This is a genomic window from Streptococcus sp. k-628, assembly GCF_013277475.1.
Classification (GTDB): Bacteria; Bacillota; Bacilli; order Lactobacillales; family Streptococcaceae; genus Streptococcus.
Window position 1 is genome coordinate 1 of record NZ_VMMZ01000087.1, and the last position, 22,840, is coordinate 22,840.

Sequence of the window (22,840 nt, forward strand, 5' to 3'; positions counted from 1 at the left end):
TCAGTACCCATACCTACGGTAAAGCGAAGCTGACGTGGTTTGAAGAGATTTTCGAAGTGTATTAACTATGTTCTGTGATAAATTTATAGGCTTCTTGACCAGCGATAGCTCCATCTCCAACTGCCGTTGTCACTTGGCGAAGGTCTTTCTGGCGAACATCTCCAACTGCAAAGATACCGTCAACTGCAGTTTTCATATGGTTATCTGTCACAATCCATCCTGCCTGATCTTGGACATTCAATCCTTTAACAAAATCGCTAAGAGGGTCCAATCCAACATAGATAAAGACGCCACCGAAGGCTTGTTCTGTCACTTGACCTGTTTTCACATTTTCAAATACGACAGATTCTACTCGGTTTTCACCCTTAATTTCCTTCACTACAGAATCCCAGATAAAGCTGATTTTCTCATTCGCAAAGGCGCGGTCTTGTAAAACCTTTTGAGCACGAAGTTGGTCACGACGGTGAACAATGGTAACAGTTTTAGCAAAACGAGTCAAGAAGAGGGCTTCTTCAACAGCTGAATCTCCACCACCGACTACCAACAAATCTTGGTCACGGAAGAAAGCACCATCACACACGGCACAGTAAGAAACACCACGACTGTTCAGTTCTTCTTCTCCAGGTACTCCCAAAGGACGGTGTTTAGAACCAGTTGCTACGATAACTGTACGTGTTTCATATGTTTGGTCATCAGTCATCACTTTCTTAAAATCACCATGGTCTTCTACATTTTCAACATAACCATAAATGTGCTCAACACCAAGATTTTCAAGCGGTTCAAACATTTTTTCTGCCAATTCTGGCCCACTAATATTAGCATATCCTGGGTAATTTTCAATATCAGATGTATTATTCATCTGACCACCTGGCAGACCACCTTCAATCAAGGCTACTTTCAGATTGCTTCGAGCAGCATACAAGGCTGCAGTCATCCCTGCAGGTCCAGCACCGATAATAATAGTATCGTACATATAGATTCCTTCTTTCTTGTTGTAACTATCTTTATTCTAACTCTTTCTTGTCAATCAAGCAAGGATTATGCTTTGAAAACAAGAATTAAACTCATAACCGCAAAGGATAATACTGGAACAACCAAGACTCCAATCATAATCATATCATAGAGATGGGCTTGGCGAGCCTTGGCTGTCTTATCAACTCCCGACATGGCTCTCAGTCCAATCCAAATCCCTAAAAAAATCAGGACGAGGATGGTGGTCAAGATCAAACTCTCGAAATATAAAGAAAATAGTTGCAGTAGCATGATTTCTCTCATTTCTATCTTTTTTAAAGAGTAAACTCAGCTAGTCCAGCTAACTGAGTTTTTCTTTATCTATTATATCAAATATAAGTCCGTTTGTAACTAGCGAAGAATTCTTTTGTCCGCTCTTCTTTTGGATGGTGGATAATCTCATCCGGTGTTCCAGACTCGATAATTTTCCCCTTATCTAAGAAGAGAATCTTATCAGCCACTTGGGCTACAAAGGACATGTCATGGCTGACTAAAATCATAGTCTGTCCTGACTTAGCAGCATCTGCAATAGACTTTTCTACTTCGCCAACCAATTCTGGGTCAAGGGCTGAAGTTGGTTCGTCTAAGAGCAAGACATCTGGTTTCATAGCAAGCGCACGCGCTAAGGCAACCCGTTGCTTTTGTCCACCTGATAAATGTCGAGGATAATGGTTTTCACGGTCAGAAAGCCCAACCTTAGCCAACTCTTCCTTGGCAATCTTAGTCGCTTCTTGGTCAGATAATTTCTTGACAACAACCAAGCCTTCTTTCACATTATCAAGTGCCGTGCGGCGTTCAAACAAATTAAACTGCTGAAATACCATAGATAACTTGCGACGTAGGGCAAGGATTTCTTCTTGAGTGATTTTAGAAAAATCAACCGAGAAATCATCAATCTGAATCGAGCCACTGTCAGGTGTTTCAAGATAATTGAGACTGCGAAGGAAAGTTGATTTTCCAGCTCCTGAAGAACCAATCAAGGCTACAACTTCCCCTTTTTGAATATCCAAGTTCAGATGATCTAAGACAGTCTGTCCTGAAAAGGATTTGCTTAAATTCGAAATCTTAATCATTAACGAAGGTCTCCTTTCACATCTGTTTGCACTGTATCAGGTGCAGAAATAGCCATTTTTCTCTCGATGAAACGACCGAGGCTCTCAATACCGATATTGACTACCCAATAAACAAGGGCAACGGAGATAAAGCGTTCAAAATAGCGGTAATCAGCTCCACCCAGAATCTGAGCTTGGGCAAAGACTTCCACAACACCCGCACTAAAGGCTAGAGAAGTTCCTTTGGTCAAGCCGATTAGGGAATTAATCAAGGTTGGAGTCGCCACAACGGCCGCATTTGGAATAATCACGCGACGATAAACTTGCGCTCGGGTCATACCCAAACTACGTGCCGCCTCAATCTCACCAGGATTAACTGAGAGAATGGCTGCACGAATGGTTTCACTCGCATAAGCTGCTTCATTGAAAGCAAAGGCGACAATCGCAAAAGCAGCGGCTGGAATCGCATTGATATTGAGACCAGTTCCCCATTGCTGATTGAGGGCTTTCAAAGCCAAAGGAATTCCGTAGTAGGTCAACATGAGCTGCACTAAAATCGGTGTCCCTTTTAAGAAACTAACAAAGAAGGCCTGTAAGGGATATAAAATTTTGACACGATTGATTTTCACAATGGCAAAAAGAAGTGCCAAAACCAAGCCAAAAAAGGCACCACCAATTGTCAACATAATCGTTGTTGGAAGTTGTTGGACAATTCTCGGGATTCCATCAAAGACCGAACGCAGGCTAAACAGCTTGCCATCCGGAATCAATTGCATCAAGTTTTGGTACCAATCTGATGCTAAAATCGTTGTAACATTCATAAAAACATCCTCTCCTGATAATGATTCATTCTACCATACTTCTGCCGTCAATGAAATTATTTGCTACGGTCAGATACAGACTTTGTCTACCTACTAGTTTATCATACTTTGAAACAGGGAGGCTATATATTTTATCTATCAAAGAGATAAGTAAAAACTATTTCAGTCCCAATTCTTCATAAGCTTTTCGATAACCGATTTGCTTAACAGTTCCATTTTCTACTAAAATCGGTCGTTTTAATAACATACCGTCGCTTGCTAGCAACTGAGCTGCTTCTTGATTTGATAAACTTCCTACCTTATCTTTTAGCCCTAATTCACGGTATTTAATTCCACTGGTGTTGAAAAATTGTTTCAATTCAAATCCTGAGGTTTCTAGCCAGTTCAAAATGACTTCTTGGCTGGGTGTTTCTTCGACGATGTGAACAGCTTTGTAGTCCACACCTAATTGATTTAATTCTTGTTTTGCTTTTTTACAAGTTGAACATTTTGGGTATTCGATAAATTCTAACATGTGTTTCACTTTCTATTGTTTCTATCTTTAAGATCTGCGTCTTCATGCTCCAAGAGCCAAGCTTTCTTTTCCACTCCTGCAGCATAACCTGTCAGACGCTTGCCAGCTCCTAGCACACGATGACAAGGTACTAGGATAGACCAAGGATTGCGCCCCACTGCTCCACCAATTGCTTGAGCAGAAGCCACTTGCAGGTCTTGGGCTATTTGTCCATAGGTCACTGTCTGACCATAAGGAATTCCCTGTAAATAGGACCAAACTCGCTTTTCAAAATCCGTTCCGATTGGAGCCAAGGGCAAGTCGGATAAATCCCGAGACTTGCCTTTAAAGTAACCATCTAAGCAAGCAATAACTGAGTCTAAAATGGGATGACTAACAACTGCTTCTATCGTTTCATCTCCTATCCCCCTCTCAAAATGCTTCTGCTCCTGCACCCAAATTCCATACAAATAATGCTCATCAGCTACGAGAGATAGAATACCAATTGGCGAAGAGTAGAGCATTTTTACGTACTTCTTTTGCATTATTTCTTCAATTTTTGATAGGCCAAGCGTTCGCCATCAACTGGAACCTTACCAACCTGTTTAAAACCAAGTTTTGCAAAAATATGTTGCATAGCCTTGTTTGCAACATGCGTATCTGAGCGAAAATCTAGGTAATCAAATCCTTCAATCAAGCCTTCTAAGAAGGTTTGAGCAACTCCTTGTCCCTGCACATCTGCTGCCACAGCAATACGGTGAAAGACTAGATACTCTGACTCCTCAGCTTGCCAGTTTCCTTCATAAATGGCTTCATAGGCTGCCTCTGGACTCTTGGTTACAGCAGCATAGGCTAGTAGTTCTCCATCTTCCAAGGCTACATAGGCTTGACCTGAGATAATATCCTCAATAATAATATCAGCATTTGGATAACCATTTTGCCACTGGTCACTACCAGCATCCGCTAAACATTTTTTAGCATCCTCCATCACTTGCATGATGGCATCTACTTCATTTGGAAAAGCTAAACGAATCTCCATCTTTTCTCCTCATTTCTGACTAGTTTCTCCCATCATAGCATAATTTAAGCCTTTTCACAAGCAGTTAAAACTTGACTTTTTGTTTTTGTTATTTTATAATCTAGTTATTAAAACTAGATAAAAAGGAGTTGAAAATGAAAACTACCTTTTCCTACCCCAAATGGGCAGAAATCCCAAATATTGACCTCTATCTGGACCAGGTTTTGCTCTATGTCAATCAGGTCTGCGCCCCTATTTCTCCTGATAAAGACAAGGGACTAACAGCATCCATGGTCAATAATTATGTCAAACATGGTTACCTGACAAAGCCTGACAAGAAAAAATACCAACGTCAACAGATTGCCCGTCTGATTGCTATCACAAGCCTCAAGTCTGTATTTTCTATTCAAGAAATAGCACAGACACTGAATACTCTACAAACTCAAGCAAGTTCAGACCAACTCTACGATGCTTTTGTGGACTACATGAACCATGGAATTGACCCAGCTAACCCTATTATCCAAACCAGCTGCCAAACCGTTAAACTCTATCATCAAACTCTAGACTTAATCGATCATACTGAAGAGGAGGTAATCAAATGAACACTAGTCTTAAACTCAGCAAACAACTCAGTTTTGGAGAGGAGATTGCTAATAGCGTGACCCATGCTGTGGGTGCAGTCATCATGCTCATCTTACTCCCTATTTCATCCACCTATAGTTATGAAGCACACGGATTTTTATCCTCTATCGGCGTTTCCATTTTCGTCATCAGTCTCTTTCTCATGTTCCTCTCATCCACCATTTACCACTCTATGGCCTATGGTTCGACCCACAAATATGTCTTGAGAATCATTGACCATTCTATGATTTACGTTGCCATTGCTGGCTCATACACGCCCGTCGTCTTGACCTTGATGAATAACTGGTTTGGCTATCTGATTATTGCCATCCAATGGGGAATAACCATCTTTGGTATTCTCTATAAAATCTTTGCTAAAAAAGTCAATGAGAAATTTAGCCTTGCTCTTTACCTGATTATGGGCTGGTTGGTTCTGACTATCATTCCTGCCATCATCAGTCAAACAACACCCATTTTCTGGAGTCTCATGGTAACTGGCGGACTTTGTTATACAGTTGGGGCTGGATTTTACGCCAAGAAAAAACCTTATTTCCACATGATTTGGCATCTCTTTATCCTAGCCGCATCTGCCCTCCAATACATCGCTATTGTTTATTACATGTAAAAAAGTTGAGACATTCAATCTCAACTTTTTTCTTTACACATATTGATAAAGTACTGGTGCAAGCGCACATCATCAGTCAATTCTGGATGAAAAGAAGTTACCAACATATTTTTTTCTTGGGCTGCAACGATTTGATTATCAACTGTTGCTAGAATTTCTACACCCTCTCCAACACTACTGATAATTGGACCACGGATAAAGGTCATTGGAATCTGACCTACTCCCTTACATTCTGCCTCAGTATAGAAACTTTCTAATTGACGCCCATAGGCATTGCGCTCGACCACCATATCCATAGTTCCTAGATGACTCTCTTCCTGAGAAGTAATCTCCTTAGCCAGCAAAATTAAACCCGCACAGGTCCCAAAAACTGGTAAACCAGATAGAATGGCTTCTCGAATGGGAATCAGCATGTCCTGCTCACGTAAGAGCTTGCCCATGGTTGTAGATTCTCCTCCAGGCAAAATCAAACCCGACAAGTCACTCTGAGATTTCTGAAAATCCTCTAAATTTCTGATTTCAACACTCTCGACACCTAATTGATCTAGCACTTTTGCATGTTCTGCAAAGGCACCTTGCAAGGCCAATATTCCGATTTTCATCTATTTCCCTCGCTCAGCCATGAGAATTTGAATTTCATTCTCATTGATACCGACCATGGCTTCTCCTAAATCTTCAGAGATTTGAGCTAGGATTTGAGGATTACGGAAGTTAGTCACAGCCTTAACAATGGCACTCGCTCGTTTAACAGGATCACCTGACTTAAAAATACCTGAACCGACAAAGACCCCCTCTGCCCCTAACTGCATCATCAGCGCAGCATCTGCTGGTGTTGCAACGCCTCCAGCTGCGAAGTTTACAACTGGCAATTTTCCATGTTCATGGACATATTGAACCAATTCTACAGGGACTTGCAAGTCCTTAGCAGCAACATAAAGTTCGTCCTCACGTAGGTTTTGAACACGACGAATTTCCTGATTCATCATACGCATATGGCGAACAGCTTGGACGATATCCCCTGTCCCCGGTTCTCCTTTGGTACGAATCATAGAAGCTCCCTCAGCGATACGACGCAAGGCTTCACCCAAGTCCTTGGCACCACAAACAAAAGGAACTTGGAATTCTTTCTTGTCCACATGGAAACGGTCGTCAGCTGGGGATAGAACTTCACTCTCATCGATATAGTCAATCTCAATAGCCTCTAAAATCTGAGCTTCAACAAAATGCCCGATTCTGACCTTGGCCATCACTGGAATGCTGACCGCTTCTTGGATTTCCTTAATCATCTTTGGATCACTCATACGGGAAACGCCTCCAGCTGCACGAATATCAGCTGGAATCCGCTCCAAAGCCATAACAGCTGCCGCACCAGCAGCCTCTGCGATACGGGCCTGTTCAGGATTCTGAACGTCCATGATAACCCCGCCTTTAAGCATCTGTGCCAAGTTTTTATTTAATTCATAACGATTTTCAGTCATTTGTTTCATCCTCATCATTTGTATTGGTAGCTACCATTTCATTTTAAGTTAGATTAGAATGAATCACAAGATAAAAAAAATGTAATTGTATGGGTACAGACTAGCTAAAAAACTATCTGACCTTAGCTTAAGGCCAGATAGTTCATCAAATATTATTTTTCAGCTGTAAGGGCAGCCATTGTGATGTAGTTGTATGGTTTGTTGAAGTGTGGCAAGAAGAATAGGTCTGTCAATGCCAATTTATCAATTGTCACATGCTCTTGGATAGCAAGTGAGAACATGTGGATTCCCATGCTGATTGCAGAATCGTGTGAGACCATTTGGGCACCAAGAATTTCACGGCTGTCTTTGTCAAAGACAATCTTAATCGCTACTTCATGGTTATCATGTTTCATGAATTCTGGTTTTTGAAGATCGTTAAAGCCTGTTTCAGTTGCGTTGTAACCAGCAACTTTCGCTTTTTCAAGAGTCAAACCAGTTGAAACCATGTGAAGACCGTAGATTGAGATACCATTTGAACCTTGCACACCGATTCCTTCCAATTCATGTCCACAAGCATTGTAGGCACCAACGATACCAGTACGAACAGCATTTGAAGCAAGAGCGATGTAGCTTGTATCTTTACGAGCATTGTCATAAACAGTTGCACAGTCACCTACTGCATAAACTCCTGGAATTGATGTTTCTTGTTTCTTGTCTACAAGGAAGGCACCGTTGCGGAATAGTTCAATCTTACCATCAGCAAGGGCTGTGTTTGGACGGAAACCAACCGCAAGAACAACCATATCCACATCGAAAGTTTCTTTATCAGTAATCAAGCGTTCAACTTTACCGTCACCTTCGATTGCTTTAACAGTTTGACCAAGAGCCAAGCGGATATTGTGGTCTTCCAAGTTCTTGGCCATCATTTGAGTGAAGTCTTTGTCATAGTAACCGTTCAAAACAGTATCTACGATATCAACAAGGACAACTTCTTTTCCAAGACGTTCGAAGGCTTCGGCAAGTTCAACACCGATATAACCACCACCAACAACGGCGATGCGCTCAAGGTGTTTACTCTTGTCAGCAAGTTTATTGATAACTTCTTCAGCATTTTGGTACAATTTCACGAATTGTACGTTTTCAAGAGTTGCTTTAAATTCGCGGTTGCCTTTAACAATTTCAACACCTTCGATTGGTGGCAAGATTGGTGTAGAACCTGTAGCGAAAATCAATTTTTCGTATGATTCTTTGTGCTCTTTTCCTTCAACTTCTGCTGTAACTACTTTGTTATCATAGTCGATTGAAAGAACTGGTGAGTTCATGTAAACTTTAGCACCTTTAGCTTCCAATTTTTCTTTATCAGAATAGAACAAGCCTTCAGCACCGTCAATTTGTTCCCCAATCCAAAGAGCCATTCCACATCCTAGGAAAGAGATGTTAGAGTTTTGGTCAAATACAACAATTTCGTTCTCATTTCCAAAATTATCCAACATGGTATTGATACATGCTGTACCAGCGTGGTTAGCACCGACTACAACGATTTTACTCATAGAAAAATTCCTACCTTCAATTTTAAATTTACTCTACTAGTATAACATTTACTGTTAGCGTTTTCAAGTGATTTCCTATTATTTCAGCATTTTTTATCAAAAATAATTCCCCATTTATCCTGTTTTCAAGACTAATGAATTTTTGTGAGCATATTTCTTGACTTTTTCCAAATTTCATTTGTAGAAAATCTAACTTTATGGTATTCTAATAACATGAAAATAAAATGTAAGGGCTTCAATTTAGATAATTGCTTGATATTACAACTTATTTTCTATAAGAGAAAGGAGTTGGTAGCTTGCCTCTTAGTTCACATTCTGAACGGCTAATGGGGACTACTATCACTATTTCATTAGTGGATGAGCGAGCCGATAGCTTGCTCCAAAAATCCTTTGATTTACTCAGAGAGCTAGAATACCGCTTCAATGCCAATAGTCAGGAATCTGAGTTGATGGAAATCAATCATCAAGCTGGAATAGCTCCAGTCAAAGTTCATCCAGACCTGTTTGAACTGATTTCACTTGGGTTAGAGCATAGCCTAGCGCCCTCTAGCCATCTCAACATCAGTATTGGTCCCTTGATTCAAACATGGCGTATCGGTTTTTCAGATGCCAAGGTCGCCCAACCTCAAGAAATTGAATCTGTGCTCCCTTTAATCAATCCCTACTATGTCGAGTTAGATTCTTCTACTTCCACTGTGTTTTTAAAACAGAAAGGAATGAAAATCGATCTTGGTTGTTTAGCCAAGGGTTATAGTGCGGATAAGGTTGCCCAATTTCTGAGAGAAGAGGGAGTGACATCTGCCTTAATCAATCTGGGAGGGAATATCCTGACCATTGGAAAAAATCAGGCAAGAGGAAATCAGCCTTGGCAAATCGGGATTCAAGACCCAGCCAATCCGAGGGGGAATCACTTAATGACCATCCCTGTTGTCAATCAATCTGTCGTGACTTCAGGCATTTATGAACGTCACCTGACCGTCGATGGACAAGATTACCATCACATTTTTGACAGTCAAACAGGATATCCTGTTGAAACAGAACTAGCGAGTCTAACAATCATCTCTGATAAATCAGTTGATGGCGAAATCTGGACAACTCGACTCTTTGGAGAAAGACCTGCTTCTATCCTTTGGCAAGTAGAAAGTTTGGAGGGCATCGAAGTCATCCTCATCGATAAGGAAGGTCACCTAAGTTGTTCTTCAGGAATTCCTACTCTATAGAAACAACTGTTTCAATGGAGTTTTAAAATCGTATTATGTAAAAAGAGAAAGGAAATCTCATGTTAAAACTTATTGCTATTGTTGGAACAAATTCAAAACGTTCTACAAACCGCCAATTGCTTCAATACATGCAAAAACACTTTGCTGACAAAGCTGAAATTGAACTTGTTGAAATCAAGGACATCCCTGTCTTTAACAAGCCAGCTGACAAGCAAGTACCTGCTGAAATTCTGGAAATTGCTGCTAAAATTGAAGAAGCAGATGGCGTTATTATCGGTACTCCTGAGTACGACCACTCTATCCCAGCTGTTTTGATGAGCGCTCTTGCTTGGTTGTCTTATGGTATTTACCCACTTTTGAACAAACCAATCATGATTACAGGTGCTTCTTACGGTACACTTGGTTCATCACGTGCTCAAATGCAACTTCGCCAAATCTTGAATGCTCCAGAAATCAAAGCAAGTGTCCTTCCAGATGAATTCTTGCTTTCACATTCTCTTCAAGCTTTTAATCCAAGTGGAGACCTAGTAGATCTTGATGTTATTAAAAAATTGGATGCCACTTTTGACGACTTCCGTATCTTTGTAAAAATTACAGAAAAATTGCGCAACGCACAAGCTCTACTTCGCAAAGATGCTGAAGACTTTGACTGGGAAAATTTGTAAGATAGGAGACCAAAAAGAATGAAATTTGTTGGACTTGTAGGATCAAACTACGATCAATCATATAACCGTAAACTCTTGGAATTCATCCGTCGTCACTTCAAACTCAAATTTGAATTAGAAGTTCTCGAAATTGACGAAGTTCCAATGTTCAACCAAGACGAAAAATGGGATGAAAGTTTCCAATTACGTTATTTATATAATAAAATTACTCGTGCTGATGGTGTCATCATCGCTACTCCTGAGCACAACCATACAATCTCAGCTTCCCTAAAATCTGTTCTTGAATGGCTTTCATACGAAGTTCATCCATTTGAAAACAAACCAGTTATGATTGTAGGAGCTTCTTACTATGACCAAGGTACTTCTCGTGCCCAAGTTCACCTTCGTAAGATTCTTGACGCTCCAGGTGTCAATGCCTATACGCTTCCAGGTAACGAATTCCTTCTTGGTAAAGCCAAAGAAGCATTTGATGTTGATGGGAATATCACAAATGAAGGAACTATTAATTTCCTTGAAACATGCTTGGACAACTTTGTAAAATATGTGGGAGTCGTTTCAAAATTGAAAAAACCAAAACCAATCGCACCAGAAGATTTATATTGTACAAATCCAATCGCAACTACCATTCAAGGTGTTGATCCAGATGATCCTGAATGGGTAGAAAAAGCAGCTGAACTTGTTGGAGCTGTTTCTGGAGATACTTACGTTAAATTAGACCACGGTATCTTGACAGTTAACCAAATTGATATGTTCTTGAAAGCAATGCCATTTGAGTTGACATATGCGGATGATAATAACCAGTTCTTGTACTTTAATAACGCTCACCAAGATCCAAATACAATGTTTGGTAAACGTGTACGTGCTCAATCAGGAAACCGTTTAGGAACTGTACACGGTTCATTGCCAGACTCTAGAATGAAAAACGTTGAATGGGTTGTCGGTGTACTACGTAACGGAGATCAAGAATATGTCCGTACAATTGTGCCGGGAACACCTGAAGGTGTTATCAATACCCATAATTACCAAGCAATGTACTATCCAGATGGTTCATATGCTGGAATCAATGAGATTATCTTTAATTTCCAACCATGGCTTGACTGGTACCTCAATACAACTGGTCAACGTCTAGTTGGTGGAAATGCTGTAGCTCCTGCTGGAGGACACGGTGGCGCAGATGCCACATCTGGAGCTTCAGATTCAGGTGATGCTGGAGGTCACGGTGGTGGCGCAGACGCTACAGCTGGTGCAAGTTACTAATGATAGTTTTAGGAACCATTTTGGTTCCTTTTTTAGTGACAAAAGACTAGCAGTTTGTGTCTGCTAGTCTTTTGGTTATTATTTTATCTATCCTTGTTAAAAGAAAGAATACATATTACGAATTTGGGTCATCGAGACTACGACCATGTAAGCCTTTTTCACGTTGGACTTGACGTAGTTTCTCTGGTGTAACATCGTTTCCTTCTTCGTCAACAATTTTGATTCCCTCAATGTGGTGACGAACAGTGCGACGATAACCTTCGATGTACTCCTCACGTAGTTTGGCTTGTTCTACTTTTTCTTCTGAGGTCAAGCCTTCTGTTTTTTTCTTTTTGGCAAGCTCGTTAATACGATCAATTTTTTTAGGATCCATGTTTCTCTCCTTTGTGATAAGATAAAGTCCGTTTATCAAATTTTATTTAGTGTTAATTTGGTTAAAACGAGCAAGCTTAGCTGCTTTTTGAGTTAAATGAGACAAGATTGCCAAACGATTTTGTCGAACAGTCTGATCTTCAGCCATAACCATAGTATTCTCAAAGAAGGCATCGATGACAGGGCTAAGCGCAAAGAGTTGTTTCAATTGCTGACTGGCAGATCCTGATAAAATAAGTGATTCTACGGCTTCTGCTAAAGCCTTCTCTTCTTCATTCTCAAAGAGAACTGGATCAACAGTATCAGTTCCTTCGGCTTTCTCAGCCAAGTTAAAGGCACGAGAAAGTGATTCAACAGATGGTTTGAAATCTTCTTCCTTGCTTGCTTCCACGAGAGCACTTGCTGCTTCCAACATATCCGCCACAACAAAGTTCGAACTTGCAAGTACTGCTTCCTTGATGTCTTTTGGAGTAGACCCCATCATCTTATCAACACGAGCCTTGATAAAGTCCATAACCTCTGACTTATTTTCATAAGTCAAGCTGTCAAATGTTAAAGCATAAAGGCTATCAATCAACTCATCCATAGCAATGTGCCAACCAAAGGCATCCAAGATACGAACCACACCTTGGGTCGCACGACGAAGGGCATAAGGGTCATTAGAACCTGATGGAATCAAACCTACTGAGAAGAAACTCAAAATCGTATCCAATTTGTCTGCAATGGCTAGAATGGCTCCAACCTTGCTCTCTGGAAGTTCTCCTTCGGCTGATGTAGGCATGTAGTGTTCACGAATAGCAGCTGCCACCGCTGGAGTTTCCCCAGCAAGAAGGGCATATTTCTCCCCCATAATTCCTTGGAGTTCGTCAAATTCACCAACCATACCTGTCAACAAGTCAAACTTGTAAATGGCTGCTGCACGGGCTAGGTCAATCGTTTCATCCGCTGACAAACCAGCTTTTTCTGCCAAGAGAATAGCAATCTGACCCGTACGAATCATGTGTTCACGAAGGGAACCAATTTTCTCATGGAAAGTGACATTGTTTAATTTTTCAACAAGGTCTGAAATAACCAATTTTTGGTCTTCACGCCAGAAGAATTCACCGTCTTCTAAGCGAGCTACTAAGACTTTTTCATTTCCTTTAATGACATTTTCCAAATACTCTGCGTTTCCATTACGAACAGAAATGAAGTTTGGCAATAGTTTACCGTCTTGATCACGAACAACAAAGTAACGTTGGTGTTCTTTCATTGAAGTCACCAAAACTTCTTCTGGAACTTCAAGGTATTTAGCATCAAAACTTCCCATAAAGGCCGTTGGGTATTCAACCAAGTTCAAGACTTCATTAAGCAAATCAGCATCAATTTCGATACGTACACCATGCTCAGTTTCGATTGCTTTGATTTGGTCAACAATCATTTGCTCACGTTCACGAGGATCCGCGATTACAAACTGCTTACGAAGGTCTTCTTCGTAGCTCAATGCTGACTGAATTTTGGTTTCTTTCCCCAAGAAACGATGACCACGGCTCACACGCCCTCCCTTAATATCAAGGAAATCCAAATCAAACTCTTCTTCATCTAAAAGAACAGTTAAAGTGTGAACAGGGCGTATGTATTCAAAGGTGTTGTTAGCCCAGTGCATGCTGACAGGGAAAGTCAAGGACTTCAAGACATCTACAACACCAGGAACAATGGCTTCAACTGCTTGACCAATTTCTTCCTTGGTGATATAGACATATTCTTCACCCTTGATTTCACGGAATTCGATATCTTCAACAGTCAATCCTTTTCCACGAACAAATCCTTGAGCTGCTTTTGTGAAGTTTCCATCACTATCCAAGGCAATTTTCTTTGCTGGACCCTTGAAATCTTCTGTCAAATCAGACTGTTTGTCTGCAAGACCAGTCACACGAACAGCCAAACGACGTGGTGTTGAGAAGGTTTGAACAGCTTCAAAAGACAGGCGGTTTTCCTTGAGGAAGGCTGCCATTTTTTCGCCTAGTTGTTTTTCACTTGGTGTGACAACATAGGCTGGTAATTCTTCAAGACCGAGTTCTACTAATAAGTTTTTTGTCATGTTTCTTCTCCGAAAAATATCTTTTTATTTTCCAGCTTGCCTTATGTGATTGGCACGCAAGCAATCAACTTCGTTGTTTCATTGCTAAAATTGGAGCCAAAAGTCTCCAATTTTGCCTAGTATCCTTAGCTTCACTAAGGATACCTTCATCACTGCGGCAACTGGCTCAGGGCTCACTCTGTTCGCCCATTTTCGTAATTTGTCACTCTCTTTATTCTGCGTCTTCTGCTAAGAGTTTAGCTCGTGTTGCTTCATCTAAAAGTGGGTAGCCTAGGCGTTTGCGCTCTGCGACAAAGGTTTTGGCTACGACACGGGCCAAGTTGCGGATACGAGCGATATAGCCTGCGCGCTCTGTTACAGATACGGCACCACGCGCATCAAGCAGGTTAAAGGTATGTGAACATTTGAGAACATAGTCATAGGCAGGGTGCACCAATCCTTCTTCCAAGGCACGACCAGCTTCTTTTTCAAACTTATCAAAGTTTTCAAGCAACATTTCTTGATCAGAAATTTCAAATGAATATTTTGAGTGTTCGTACTCAGGCTGGATGAAGATTTCTCCGTATTTTACACCATCAGCCCATTCGATATCATAGACAGAGTCTACTTCTTGAATGTAAGAAGCCAAACGCTCCAAACCATAGGTAACTTCCGCAGTCACAGGGCCAGTTGCCAATCCACCAACTTGTTGGAAATAAGTGAACTGAGTGATTTCCATACCGTCAAGCCAAACTTCCCAACCAAGACCAGCTGAACCAGTTGATGGGTTTTCCCAGTTATCCTCAACGAAACGAATATCATGCTCCAAAGGATTGATTCCTAATTTTTCCAAAGATTCAAGGTAAAGTTCTTGGATGTTTGATGGAGATGGCTTCATGACCACCTGGAATTGGTGGTGTTGGTAGAGACGGTTAGGGTTTTCCCCGTAACGACCGTCAGCAGGACGACGTGATGGCTCTACATAAGCCGCATTCCATGGCTCAGGTCCGATAGCACGAAGGAAAGTGTAAGGACTCATGGTTCCCGCACCTTTTTCATTGTCATAAGCCTGCATAAGCATACAACCTTGGTCATTCCAAAATTGTTGCAAAGTAAGGATGATTTCCTGGAAAGTCAATTTTTTAGACATTGTTTACTCCTTTAGTTTTTATATTTCTTTTTCAATTAATTTCTGCTGAACAAACCAATTTAACAAGGGAAGAGTTTTATCTGTATTTGCCCATAAATGATAAGAATCGAAGACCGCTTGTACACTACCTAGATTTTCTACCAACTTATCTATTGTCAAAAAACTACGCCAGTATTCGTAAAAAATACTTGCATAGTTCTTATCATAAGTCGAAGAACCAAAATCATTCAATGAATGCCAACCATACTTCTTCTGAAAAAGTTCTACAAGAGATTGATTACAAATTTTTTCCGCTTGAAATTCCTCTTCTGTCAAGAAATACTTGCGACTAATATATTCAACCATACCCTCTTCGAACCAGATATAAGAGTCGTAACCATCAAAATCATCTAAAAAATACTCCGACCAATGAGCTAACTCATGTCCTACAATCTGTAAGAGGAAATTTTCAGATAAAGAATGATAGTGACTTTCTATTGCTTGAGTTTGCTGAGAACACTCGTAGTCCATCAACTGATACAAATACAACTCTTTCCAAACAGCTAAATCAGGCGTCATAACCATTCGTCTATTATTTGTATAGGCTGGAACAGCACTTTCCCTAATAATCTGTGTAGCAGCATTAAAACTTGACCAAATAACGGCTTGCGGTAAATCACAGACTGCAAGTTCATTCTTTAAAAAAGATTGATAATCTTTCAACTTTTCAGTATTTCTTACTACAAAATCACGAAATGTAGCTAGTTGACTATCGTCTTTTACAAGATAAAGGTTTTCCACGTCTCTCCTTTCTTTCACATAATAGACTGAATAAGCGAAAGAACCGCGTCCGACAATCCTAGGTTGATTTAACCTAGGGGCGTCAAAAACGCGGTTCCACCCTAATTTATTACTTCATTGTTTTTGAAAATACTACAGAAAGCGCCAGCTCTTTATTTTGTCCTACTTGGCTCCCACTATCCCAAGCTCGCTTGAAGAACGCCATAAGACTTTCTTTCCTGCTGACTATTATATCAAAAATTAGAACAATGTACAATTCTTTTTATGATTTTCTAGAAATCCATATCATCAACTCGCGGAGCACCAGACTGAACAGCAATTGTTTTTAAAGTTTCTCTCTCCTCATGACTCAGTTCAATTTCAAAACAATCAAGATTAGCCTGAATACGAGAAGCTGTGACAGATTTTGGAAGTGGTAAAAATCCTTCTGCTAAGCTCCAGGCCAAGGCTATCTGAGCAACCGATTTACCGTGATTTAACGCGATTTCTTGGACTTGCTTGCTATCAAACAGTTCTCCCTGACCAAAAGGTCCCCAAGCTTCCAATAAAATTCCTTTTTCTCGACAGTAAGCTACGACTTCCTCTTGATACACACCTGGCGCCAAGCGAACTTGATTGACCGCAGGAAGGATAGTTGCAGTTGCAAGCAAGGCATCCAAATGATGGGGAAGAAAATTGCTAACGCCGATAGCACGGATTTTCCCTTCTTGATAGAGGTCTTCCATAGCTCTCCAAACTTCCGCATTTCGAGTTTTCCATGCGTCATTTTCTCTAAGCGGTTTTGGGTTCGGCCAATGAATCAAATACAAATCCAAATAGTCCAAGCCCAGCTTCTCTAAAGACTCTTCAAAAGCCTGGCGAGCTTGCTCATAGGTTTGCTGACTATTCCAAAGCTTGGTAGTTACGAACAATTCCTCTCGTGGAACTCCACTATCTTTGATTGCTTGACCAACACTTTCTTCATTCTGATAAATCGCCGCCGTATCAATATGACGATAACCAGCCTTCAAGGCTTCTAACACTGCACGATAGGCTTCTTCTCCATCCTTAGCCTTAAAAGTTCCAAATCCTAATACTGGAATTTCTACTCCATTATTTAATTGATAGGTATTCATATGCTTCTCCTTCTATTTTCTTTATCATTTATAGCATAATTTTTTTGCTAAGTAGTACTATCTTCTCTAAAAAATAAGTCTATCACATATCTGACAGACCTATTTTTTCTTGCTTATTCATCACGACTATAATACAGCTCATGAGGTTTTAGGCGAGTATTGAGCATCTCTGGTATGGTCACAAAGGTATAACCTTGATTTTTCAAATACTCAATGACCCTTGGCAAGGCATTGACTGTCGGACTGTGAATATCATGCATCAAAACGATAGAGCCGTTAGCTACTTGATGCTGAATTTCTGTCAAAATAGCCGCTTCATTTTTACTCTTCCAGTCCAGACTATCCACATCCCACATGATAAAGCTCAAATCGAGGCTATTGCGAATATCATCTGTAATAGCTCCATAAGGCGGACGCATGAGTTTGGAACTAGAACCCAGCACTTTAGTTAGCACATCCTCAGTATCAGTAATCTGCTTTTTAGCTTCATCAAGAGAGAGTTGCGAGAGAATCGGATGGCTCCAACTATGGTTTCCAACAACATGACCTTCAGATTTTATCCTCTTCACCAAGTCCTCATTCCCAGAAACATTTTTCCCAAGCACAAAGAAAGTGGCTTTAACACCATATTTAGCTAGGGTCTCTAATGCCTGCGGGGTCGTTGCTGGATTTGGACCATCATCAAAGGTTAGAGCGACAACTTTTTGATGTTTCTTATCAAAGTAAGACTGGTACAAGGCTGCGTCTTTTTCGAGTAAGTACGAAGATTGGATAACATCAAAGAAAGCAGATACTGGCAAGGCTATCTCTTCTAAATTTTCAACCGCAGGACTTGGATAAAGGATAATCTGACTATCCTTATAATCAAAATTCCATGCAGACAAGTCTTGGTCAGAGAAGCTTTTTACAATCTGATTACTCTGGTCTTGCTCTATTTTCTTATCCTCTAGGACAGAGGTCAATTCTTTTATCAGCTGTTCCTTAGCCTTACTAGCATCTGAAAACAGTTGGTCAAGTGTAAAAGGTTGCCCATCTTCTGTTAAGTGAACCTTTCCTAGACTGGTCTTTTCAGTCTCTTCAACCTTAAAATCAACTAAATCATAGATTTGTTTGGTCACATTACGATTGACGACTCCCTTTAAACCTGACTCTTCTTGCTCTGTATAGTAGAAAACAAGATTATCCTTACTTTCTAGCTTGTCCTTAATATCTTGATTTATCAGCTCCTTAACAGACGAAATCACTTGCTCCCCTTGGAGAGGATAATAGGCAATCACTTCGGCTTGTCCCTTACGAAAATGATCCTTCTGATTTCCCTCACTCAATTGATCATCTTTCTCTTTTTTGAGCGATTCAATCTTTTGTTCGAAACTTTTTTGCTGATACATTTTAAAAGCAATAAATCCGCCTAATAAGCAAATAGACATTGCTAAAATACCAATCAAAGCCAATAATACATGTCTCTTTTTCCCGTGTCTGCCACGTCCCAGTCTACTTTTATTCATATTTATATCATAACAAATTTGAGCAATAATTTCAATGATACAGTTTGGCAATCCAGAATTCCTCCAGCAAGCCAAAGCATCTCACATCAACTCCAACATCCGTATCTGTAGAGATTATGTAGTTTTCTATCTATGGAATTTCTAGTGGATTGAAGCTAGAATAGACACCGTGACTTCTAAAAACATTCTGAGAAATTGATTTATTTTTCCCAATCGATTTATCCTCAAACATCCCTATACCTCTGATATTTTCTTGATAATACTATATACCCAGACACTTGTAGTTTTACCTTCAGCTAGTAATGTTGACTTTTCTTCTTCAGATAATTTTTTCCGTAAGTAGTCAATCTGCTGAGAAGTAATGTTCTCTTTCCCCATTGCCTTGACAGATTGTATCACCATTGCAGTTAAGGTTGACATATTTGAAATATCTCCATTATTTCTATGCTTAAATTCTATCCTTGCCTTACCAACATTAAAACTGGCATACCTTCCATCTGATATATAGGTCCATTTTGCTGGTACCTGCGTAGATAAACCAAGTAAATTAAGGGCTGTGTTTCCCGATGGAGCAATGGTCCAATTATATTTTCTAGCAATAGCATCAGCAACTTCATCCACAGAGGCCATTGCATACTCTCCAATCAGTTCTATATATTTGGGTTTATAATAAATACCTTTCAAAATGCGAGTAATCTCTTTGTCTTTTACAAGACGATTTAATGTCCTACGAACAGTTTCATATCCTGCAATATCAAAGAAATCATTTGCTATAAAAACTTGATTCGATTCAAAATTTTCTATCCTGTTTACTATTTCCTGCTTATCGTTCATCTATCGCACCTCCTTTGCACCGAATATGATGCTACTTTTGGTGCAAAAAGTCAAATGAGAGTCATTTTATCAAGAGGGAACAGACCTCTTACAATTTCTTATGTAACATCTCTATCCATTTTTATCCCATTTCTTATTTCAGTAATAGCTTGATTATAAAAATCATGATAATCAGCCGTATTTATTTCTTTTATAATAACGCCATATGTACACAAGAGTATTCTCACAGTAACATCTAAGTCTCCAACTTTAGAGTAAAAATATACCTTTGTAAATTCAAAATGTTTCTTTTTGTATGCGAGTAGCCACCACAAATCGATTTCAGCTAAATCGAAAGCAAAACCAAGGATATGCACATCATTGCTTACAAAACAATCAATCCATGAATGATGATAAAAATCATTTTTAGAATTCCATCTCCTTAATAATTCAGACGTATATCCTATCACCTGCGAAAGCAAATAGCCATAATAGTATTGTCCTAGTATAATAGACTTTTTTCTCGTTGCTATTCCATGTATATGCCATAGTTTTTTTCGATCACCTAATTTTATATACTGATAAATTCCTAGCTCCTTTTCCTTTTTACTGATTTCACCCTCCTTCCCATATCCATATAGATTTAAGATTTTTCCAATAGATGGATTAGTACAGATTGTTTTTTCAAATTCAAAGCTGTAATTCGTCGTCAAAATATTCTCTACTTCTAACGTTAATAAGTCCTCAAGAAACTCTTTCTTTCTTTTTGAAATTGTCATCTTATCCTTCAAAAAATCAGTTAGTTCCTCTGTGACAGTTTCTTCTTTCCCCTCATAGTTTACTGAAATCCTCATCGGAAAACTTAAAGAATCGCTTATCTCAGCATGTAATGAACGTTTCTCCGCCTCTTTTTCACCTCTAAACTTGTCGACATTAAAGAAATCATCATTTTCTGGCTCGCTCGCAAATAATCTATTGATACCATTCCCTACTAATAAAATAGGTTTATTTTTTCTGCTTTCATGTTTTCCCATTCCATTACCCCTTCTATTTTCGAAGCGCTTACATACACTCCTAAAGAAAGATGGATAGAAAGACGCTTTTCAACTTCTTTCTATCCATTACTTCCTTCAAGAGTCCACACCAGCAATTTTCAGTTCCATTTTATGAACTATCTTACTTGTCTCGTGTTTCTTCTTTATCTTACTCTACCATCAAAGCCTTCTACTTGTACTAGAAGATAACGCTATCCAGCTATGTATTAGCTTCTATGGTAAGTTTGCTCCATTTCAAAATGTCGCTTATCTTAACTGAGCAAGAATAGCTTTGAGTTTCTCAATCAACTCATCTTCTGTGTGGTCAGACTCTTTCTCATTAGCTAGGAAGGTAACTGCTTGAGCGAGAGCTTCTCGTGCTTGGTCGAGGACTTTCGCATCTACACTTGTAAGGTCGCTTTCTTGCAGAACCTTAGTCAATTCCTTGGTCAATTTCTTGAGTTCTGACTCTTTCTTGCGACGAGCGATGAGGAAGAGAAGGAGACCAAGAAGGGCAAGTAGGCTGCCAATCATCGTACCATATGGAAGATGACCTTGCTCTTTCCTTGTTTCTTTCGTTTCTTCTTCATCCTTAGTCGCTTGCTTGCCTTTCAAGGATTCGAGGGCTTCTTTGACCTTAGCAGTCATCTCTTTCAAGCCTGCCTCTGTCAAGTCAGCATTTCTAAGGGCTTCTTGACCCTCTCCGAGAATAACCTTCGCAGCGTCGATGACAGATTGATCAATACCATCCAAGTCTTTCAAACGAGTTTCCAGTTCTTCAACCAATCGAGCAAGTTCAGACTTGTCAACAGGACGAGTCTCGCTAGGAGTTGCTGTATCGCCTGAATTGTTTGGAGTGTTTGTAGAAACTGGTGTTTCTTGAGCTGGAGTGCTTGCTTGAGCCTGTCCAACAGTAGATGACGGAGTAACAGGGGTGGTGTTACTACTATCATCGGTCGTCACACCAGGAGCTGGAGTATTGGCACTGTTATCTGGTATCACACTGTTGCTATTGCTGTCAGCAGGGGTGGTAGTACCGCCGTTGTTCGTGTTAGCACTGTTATTAGTGTCGCCACTAGTATTGCTGTTACTACTATTGTCGGTATTAGCACCGTTGTTAGTGTTGCCATCATTACTTGGTACAGGAGTTGGTTTATCTTGCAAGCCAGCTTTGGCGTCATCAAGTTCTTTCTTAGCTGCGTCTACTTTCGTTTTCGCATCCGCTACGTCTTTTTCCGTTGCGTTCGCGTTGGCAATCACAGCTTCAGCTTTCTTCAAGGCGTCTTCAGCTTGTGTCTTAGCTGTTTCGAACGCTTGTTTACTTGCTTCTGTCTTACCTGCTGTATCGACAACTTGGTCAACATCTGCTTTCAAAGCGTCTTTCGCATTCGTAAGAGCTGTCTTGTCTGCTTTATCGACTAACTTCTCTTTCGCTTTGTCTAACTTACCTTGAGCTGCGGTCACTTTTTCTTGCGCTGCTTGTACTTCAGCTGCTGTCGCATCGTCACCTTTAGCTAATGCATCTGCTGCTGCTTGCTTCGCTGCTGTAACTTCGGCTTCTGCTTCTGCCTTAGCGTTATTATAAGCTTCAATACTTTCTGGTGTCTTACCATCTGTATTTACCACTTCATCTAACTTAGCTTTGTCTGCTGTTAGTTTGTTTTTCGCTGTGGTTGTCGCTGCTGCTGTTACCGCATCTTCCGCATCTTTCAAGGCTGCTTTGGCATTGTTTACTTTCGTAATCTCTGCTTGAACAGCTTCTGGTGTCGCATTGTCGTTCGCTATTACAGCTTCCGCTGCTTGCTTCGCTGCTTCTGCTGCTTGCTTAGCTTGCTCATATGCAGTCACTTTGCTTGCTGGCTTGTCAGCTGTGTCTGGTGCACTTGTGATTTCGCTTCCTAAGGCATTATTCGCTTGCGTTAGAGCTGTCTTGTCTGCTTTATCGACTAACTTCTCTTTCGCTTTGTCTAACTTACCTTGAGCTGCGGTCACTTTTTCTTGCGCTGCTTGAACTTCAGCTGCTGTCGCATCGTCACCTTTAGCTAATGCATCTGCTGCTGCTTGCTTCGCTGCTGTAACTTCGGCTTCTGCTGCTTGCTTAGCAGCTTCGTAAGCTTGAATACTTTCTGGTGTCTTACCATCTGTATTTACCACTTCATCTAACTTAGCTTTGTCTGCTGTTAGTTTGTTTTTCGCTGTGGTTGTCGCTGCTGCTGTTA

At 40.3% G+C, this 22,840-nt stretch carries 25 protein-coding genes; 6 read left to right on the top strand and 19 right to left on the bottom strand.

Annotated elements, in window-relative coordinates:
• Positions 1-61: 61 nt before the first annotated feature.
• From trxB to HT730_RS09385, 7 genes are all read right to left on the bottom strand, one after another.
• Positions 62-973: a thioredoxin-disulfide reductase gene (trxB, locus tag HT730_RS09355; RefSeq protein ID WP_173307426.1), complete on the bottom strand. Its 912-nt coding sequence runs from the start codon at positions 971-973 to the stop codon at positions 62-64.
• A gap of 65 nt (positions 974-1,038) precedes the next feature.
• Positions 1,039-1,263 (bottom strand): DUF4059 family protein, encoded by a 225-nt coding sequence (locus HT730_RS09360; RefSeq protein WP_000926599.1) that lies wholly within the window; start codon positions 1,261-1,263, stop codon positions 1,039-1,041.
• A gap of 77 nt (positions 1,264-1,340) precedes the next feature.
• Entirely contained in the window at positions 1,341-2,084 is a 744-nt protein-coding gene (locus HT730_RS09365) for an amino acid ABC transporter ATP-binding protein (protein ID WP_000590982.1), read from the bottom strand.
• Positions 2,084-2,884, bottom strand: coding sequence for an amino acid ABC transporter permease (locus tag HT730_RS09370; protein WP_001103446.1), 801 nt, complete (start codon positions 2,882-2,884; stop codon positions 2,084-2,086). The genes HT730_RS09365 and HT730_RS09370 overlap by 1 nt, the downstream gene beginning before the upstream one ends.
• A 157-nt stretch (positions 2,885-3,041) precedes the next feature.
• Positions 3,042-3,398 carry an arsenate reductase family protein gene (locus tag HT730_RS09375; protein WP_173269619.1) on the bottom strand — a complete coding sequence of 119 codons (357 nt, stop codon included), beginning with the start codon at positions 3,396-3,398 and terminating at the stop codon, positions 3,042-3,044.
• A gap of 5 nt (positions 3,399-3,403) precedes the next feature.
• Entirely contained in the window at positions 3,404-3,922 is a 519-nt protein-coding gene (locus HT730_RS09380; protein WP_173307427.1) for a methylated-DNA--[protein]-cysteine S-methyltransferase, read from the bottom strand.
• Complete coding sequence (locus HT730_RS09385; protein ID WP_173307428.1) at positions 3,922-4,416, bottom strand: GNAT family N-acetyltransferase; 495 nt, start codon at positions 4,414-4,416, stop codon at positions 3,922-3,924. Before HT730_RS09385 ends, HT730_RS09380 begins: the two co-directional genes overlap by 1 nt.
• 134 nt (positions 4,417-4,550) lie before the next feature.
• Here HT730_RS09385 and HT730_RS09390 point away from each other — a divergent pair, with 134 nt between their 5' ends.
• Complete coding sequence (locus HT730_RS09390) at positions 4,551-4,997, top strand: DUF1836 domain-containing protein (protein WP_173307429.1); 447 nt, start codon at positions 4,551-4,553, stop codon at positions 4,995-4,997.
• On the top strand, positions 4,994-5,641 hold the full coding sequence (locus HT730_RS09395) for a hemolysin III family protein (RefSeq protein WP_173307430.1): 648 nt from the start codon (positions 4,994-4,996) through the stop codon (positions 5,639-5,641). Before HT730_RS09390 ends, HT730_RS09395 begins: the two co-directional genes overlap by 4 nt.
• A gap of 20 nt (positions 5,642-5,661) precedes the next feature.
• On the opposite strand, the gene pdxT is transcribed toward HT730_RS09395, so the two are convergent.
• The 3 genes from pdxT to HT730_RS09410 all read right to left on the bottom strand — a co-directional run bounded on the left by pdxT (position 5,662) and on the right by HT730_RS09410 (position 8,651).
• Positions 5,662-6,243 (bottom strand): pyridoxal 5'-phosphate synthase glutaminase subunit PdxT, encoded by a 582-nt coding sequence (gene pdxT / locus HT730_RS09400; protein ID WP_173307431.1) that lies wholly within the window; start codon positions 6,241-6,243, stop codon positions 5,662-5,664.
• A complete protein-coding gene (gene pdxS, locus HT730_RS09405; RefSeq protein ID WP_023939837.1) occupies positions 6,244-7,119 on the bottom strand; it encodes a pyridoxal 5'-phosphate synthase lyase subunit PdxS in 876 nt (291 codons plus the stop codon). It lies immediately after the preceding gene.
• A gap of 152 nt (positions 7,120-7,271) precedes the next feature.
• The gene (locus HT730_RS09410) at positions 7,272-8,651 is read right to left on the bottom strand and encodes an FAD-dependent oxidoreductase (RefSeq protein WP_173307432.1); all 1,380 of its coding nucleotides are present in this window, start codon (positions 8,649-8,651) and stop codon (positions 7,272-7,274) included.
• A gap of 144 nt (positions 8,652-8,795) precedes the next feature.
• Here HT730_RS09410 and HT730_RS10585 point away from each other — a divergent pair, with 144 nt between their 5' ends.
• Genes HT730_RS10585 through HT730_RS09425 form a run of 4 tightly spaced genes read left to right on the top strand, consistent with a single transcriptional unit; the run spans position 8,796 to position 11,793 of the window.
• Complete coding sequence (locus tag HT730_RS10585; RefSeq protein WP_345789467.1) at positions 8,796-8,978, top strand: hypothetical protein; 183 nt, start codon at positions 8,796-8,798, stop codon at positions 8,976-8,978.
• Positions 8,948-9,871, top strand: coding sequence for an FAD:protein FMN transferase (locus HT730_RS09415; RefSeq protein WP_173218658.1), 924 nt, complete (start codon positions 8,948-8,950; stop codon positions 9,869-9,871). Before HT730_RS10585 ends, HT730_RS09415 begins: the two co-directional genes overlap by 31 nt.
• A 59-nt stretch (positions 9,872-9,930) precedes the next feature.
• Positions 9,931-10,536, top strand: coding sequence for an NADPH-dependent FMN reductase (locus tag HT730_RS09420; protein WP_033677008.1), 606 nt, complete (start codon positions 9,931-9,933; stop codon positions 10,534-10,536).
• Between the two features lie 18 nt (positions 10,537-10,554).
• Positions 10,555-11,793 carry an NAD(P)H-dependent oxidoreductase gene (locus HT730_RS09425; RefSeq protein WP_173218656.1) on the top strand — a complete coding sequence of 413 codons (1,239 nt, stop codon included), beginning with the start codon at positions 10,555-10,557 and terminating at the stop codon, positions 11,791-11,793.
• Between the two features lie 115 nt (positions 11,794-11,908).
• Here HT730_RS09425 and HT730_RS09430 read toward each other — a convergent pair whose 3' ends face one another.
• From HT730_RS09430 to HT730_RS09475, 9 genes are all read right to left on the bottom strand, one after another.
• Positions 11,909-12,166, bottom strand: coding sequence for a DUF896 family protein (locus tag HT730_RS09430; protein ID WP_173218654.1), 258 nt, complete (start codon positions 12,164-12,166; stop codon positions 11,909-11,911).
• Positions 12,167-12,208: 42 nt separating this feature from the next.
• The gene (gene glyS, locus HT730_RS09435) at positions 12,209-14,245 is read right to left on the bottom strand and encodes a glycine--tRNA ligase subunit beta (protein ID WP_173307433.1); all 2,037 of its coding nucleotides are present in this window, start codon (positions 14,243-14,245) and stop codon (positions 12,209-12,211) included.
• Positions 14,246-14,456: 211 nt separating this feature from the next.
• Positions 14,457-15,374 carry a glycine--tRNA ligase subunit alpha gene (gene glyQ / locus HT730_RS09440; RefSeq protein WP_000038733.1) on the bottom strand — a complete coding sequence of 306 codons (918 nt, stop codon included), beginning with the start codon at positions 15,372-15,374 and terminating at the stop codon, positions 14,457-14,459.
• Between the two features lie 18 nt (positions 15,375-15,392).
• Positions 15,393-16,154 carry an elongation factor Tu gene (locus HT730_RS09445; RefSeq protein ID WP_173307434.1) on the bottom strand — a complete coding sequence of 254 codons (762 nt, stop codon included), beginning with the start codon at positions 16,152-16,154 and terminating at the stop codon, positions 15,393-15,395.
• 272 nt (positions 16,155-16,426) lie between these two features.
• Positions 16,427-17,269, bottom strand: a complete 843-nt coding sequence (locus HT730_RS09450; RefSeq protein ID WP_173307435.1) for an aldo/keto reductase — start codon at positions 17,267-17,269, stop codon at positions 16,427-16,429.
• Positions 17,270-17,382: 113 nt separating this feature from the next.
• On the bottom strand, positions 17,383-18,774 hold the full coding sequence (gene pgdA, locus HT730_RS09455; RefSeq protein ID WP_173307436.1) for a peptidoglycan-N-acetylglucosamine deacetylase PgdA: 1,392 nt from the start codon (positions 18,772-18,774) through the stop codon (positions 17,383-17,385).
• Between the two features lie 234 nt (positions 18,775-19,008).
• Positions 19,009-19,608, bottom strand: a complete 600-nt coding sequence (locus tag HT730_RS09460; RefSeq protein ID WP_173307437.1) for a DUF6088 family protein — start codon at positions 19,606-19,608, stop codon at positions 19,009-19,011.
• A 98-nt stretch (positions 19,609-19,706) separates the two neighbouring features.
• The gene (locus tag HT730_RS10590; protein ID WP_240151483.1) at positions 19,707-20,621 is read right to left on the bottom strand and encodes a hypothetical protein; all 915 of its coding nucleotides are present in this window, start codon (positions 20,619-20,621) and stop codon (positions 19,707-19,709) included.
• Between the two features lie 267 nt (positions 20,622-20,888).
• The coding region (locus HT730_RS09475; RefSeq protein ID WP_173307438.1) for an FIVAR domain-containing protein at positions 20,889-22,840 on the bottom strand (1,952 nt) is incomplete at its 5' end.

Bases quoted from the DNA above. Each gene is read 5' to 3' on its own strand.
- HT730_RS09395 (WP_173307430.1), top strand. From the start codon at position 4,994: ATGAACACTAGTCTTAAACTCAGCAAACAACTCAGTTTTGGAGAGGAG.
- pdxS (WP_023939837.1), bottom strand. From the start codon at position 7,119: ATGACTGAAAATCGTTATGAATTAAATAAAAACTTGGCACAGATGCTT.
- HT730_RS09390 (WP_173307429.1), top strand. From the start codon at position 4,551: ATGAAAACTACCTTTTCCTACCCCAAATGGGCAGAAATCCCAAATATT.
- HT730_RS09460 (WP_173307437.1), bottom strand. From the start codon at position 19,608: ATGAACGATAAGCAGGAAATAGTAAACAGGATAGAAAATTTTGAATCG.
- HT730_RS09375 (WP_173269619.1), bottom strand. From the start codon at position 3,398: ATGTTAGAATTTATCGAATACCCAAAATGTTCAACTTGTAAAAAAGCA.
- trxB (WP_173307426.1), bottom strand. From the start codon at position 973: ATGTACGATACTATTATTATCGGTGCTGGACCTGCAGGGATGACTGCA.
- pdxT (WP_173307431.1), bottom strand. From the start codon at position 6,243: ATGAAAATCGGAATATTGGCCTTGCAAGGTGCCTTTGCAGAACATGCA.
- HT730_RS10590 (WP_240151483.1), bottom strand. From the start codon at position 20,621: ATGGGAAAACATGAAAGCAGAAAAAATAAACCTATTTTATTAGTAGGG.
- HT730_RS09430 (WP_173218654.1), bottom strand. From the start codon at position 12,166: ATGGATCCTAAAAAAATTGATCGTATTAACGAGCTTGCCAAAAAGAAA.
- HT730_RS09365 (WP_000590982.1), bottom strand. From the start codon at position 2,084: ATGATTAAGATTTCGAATTTAAGCAAATCCTTTTCAGGACAGACTGTC.
- pgdA (WP_173307436.1), bottom strand. From the start codon at position 18,774: ATGAATAAAAGTAGACTGGGACGTGGCAGACACGGGAAAAAGAGACAT.
- HT730_RS09450 (WP_173307435.1), bottom strand. From the start codon at position 17,269: ATGAATACCTATCAATTAAATAATGGAGTAGAAATTCCAGTATTAGGA.
- HT730_RS09425 (WP_173218656.1), top strand. From the start codon at position 10,555: ATGAAATTTGTTGGACTTGTAGGATCAAACTACGATCAATCATATAAC.
- HT730_RS09360 (WP_000926599.1), bottom strand. From the start codon at position 1,263: ATGCTACTGCAACTATTTTCTTTATATTTCGAGAGTTTGATCTTGACC.
- HT730_RS09385 (WP_173307428.1), bottom strand. From the start codon at position 4,416: ATGGAGATTCGTTTAGCTTTTCCAAATGAAGTAGATGCCATCATGCAA.
- HT730_RS09370 (WP_001103446.1), bottom strand. From the start codon at position 2,884: ATGAATGTTACAACGATTTTAGCATCAGATTGGTACCAAAACTTGATG.
- HT730_RS09380 (WP_173307427.1), bottom strand. From the start codon at position 3,922: ATGCAAAAGAAGTACGTAAAAATGCTCTACTCTTCGCCAATTGGTATT.
- HT730_RS09420 (WP_033677008.1), top strand. From the start codon at position 9,931: ATGTTAAAACTTATTGCTATTGTTGGAACAAATTCAAAACGTTCTACA.
- glyQ (WP_000038733.1), bottom strand. From the start codon at position 15,374: ATGTCTAAAAAATTGACTTTCCAGGAAATCATCCTTACTTTGCAACAA.
- glyS (WP_173307433.1), bottom strand. From the start codon at position 14,245: ATGACAAAAAACTTATTAGTAGAACTCGGTCTTGAAGAATTACCAGCC.
- HT730_RS09410 (WP_173307432.1), bottom strand. From the start codon at position 8,651: ATGAGTAAAATCGTTGTAGTCGGTGCTAACCACGCTGGTACAGCATGT.